1 pseudogene is annotated in these 1,296 nt (G+C 38.2%); it reads right to left on the bottom strand.

From position 1 onward, the window contains the following. Positions 1-1,296 (bottom strand): annotated as a pseudogene (locus RT405_RS10360) (ABC transporter ATP-binding protein); the annotation flags it as partial.

The raw sequence follows: 1,296 nt of genomic DNA, 5'->3' as shown, positions 1-1,296 counted from the left end.
CCTTCGTTCATCACAATGATGTTAGCCGCATCACGGATAGTGGACAAACGGTGAGCAACAACAAAGCTTGTTCTGCCTTGTAATAACTTGCGCATGGCTTTTTGGATCAAAATTTCTGTCCGTGTATCTACGCTTGATGTAGCTTCATCTAGGATCAAGACTTCAGGATCAACTAGGAAAGCACGAGCAATAGTGATCAATTGGCGTTGCCCAAGCGAAATATTGCTGGCTTCTTCGTTTAGAATCGTATCGTAACCATCAGGCAATGTATGAACAAAATCATCCACATGAGCCGCTGCTGATGCTGCAGCCACACGTTCTTCGTCTTGTCCATATTTTTCACTACCGTATTTGATATTATCAAGAATGGTCCCATTAAATAACCAAGTATCTTGCAATACCATACTAAAATGCGAACGCAATTCGTCACGAGTCATATCTCTGGTATCTACACCATCAAATTTGATGCTTCCGCCTTTCACATCATAAAAACGTTCCAACAGATTGATCAAGGTCGATTTACCTGCTCCAGTTGGCCCAACGATAGCAACCATTTGACCTTCTTTAACATTTAAGTTAAAGTCTTTCATCAACAATTCTTCATTGTCATCGCCATAACCAAATTGAACATGATCAAATGAGATTTTATATGGTGAATTTGGAATAGGTGTGACATTCGATTTTTCTTCTGTCATTTCTTCTTCGTCCAATACTTCAAATACCCGTTCAGCTGAAGCAACAGTTGCTTGAATAGTGTTGATCAAGTTGGCCATTTGGCTCATTGGCTGACTAAATTGGTTGGTATATTGTAGAAAAGCTTGAACGTCCCCTAAGGTCATTCCACCATTTGCTACTTTAATACCCCCTACTACAGCTACTAGTAAATAGCCGATATTTTTAACAAAATTCATCATAGGCATAATGAAGCCAGAAAAGAATTGAGCTTTCCATGAAGATTGATACAATTCTTCATTTTGTTTTTCAAAGTTTTCTATTTCTGCTTCTTCACGATTATAGGTTTTAATAATTACATGACCAGCCTAATTTTTTTTGTTGACTCGCAAATAGCTTTTGTGAACGTGGAGCAATCAAACTAATCACAATTACACTCAACGGAACTGTTACAAAAGCAATCAAGGTCATTTGCCAGCTGATACTGAGCATCATGTATAATACGGCAAAAAACAAGACGAAACTGTTAACAAATTGAGTCAAGGTTTGTTGCAATGTATTGGCAATATTGTCCATGTCATTAACAGCACGCGACATAATATCTCCGTTTGAGTGAGTGTCGTA

Origin of the sequence: Carnobacterium sp. (assembly GCF_032094055.1) — a bacterium.
Classification (GTDB): domain Bacteria; phylum Bacillota; class Bacilli; order Lactobacillales; family Carnobacteriaceae; genus Carnobacterium_A.
The sequence above is the reverse complement of the archived record's forward strand: the minus strand, read 5'-3'. Positions and strand labels throughout refer to the sequence as shown.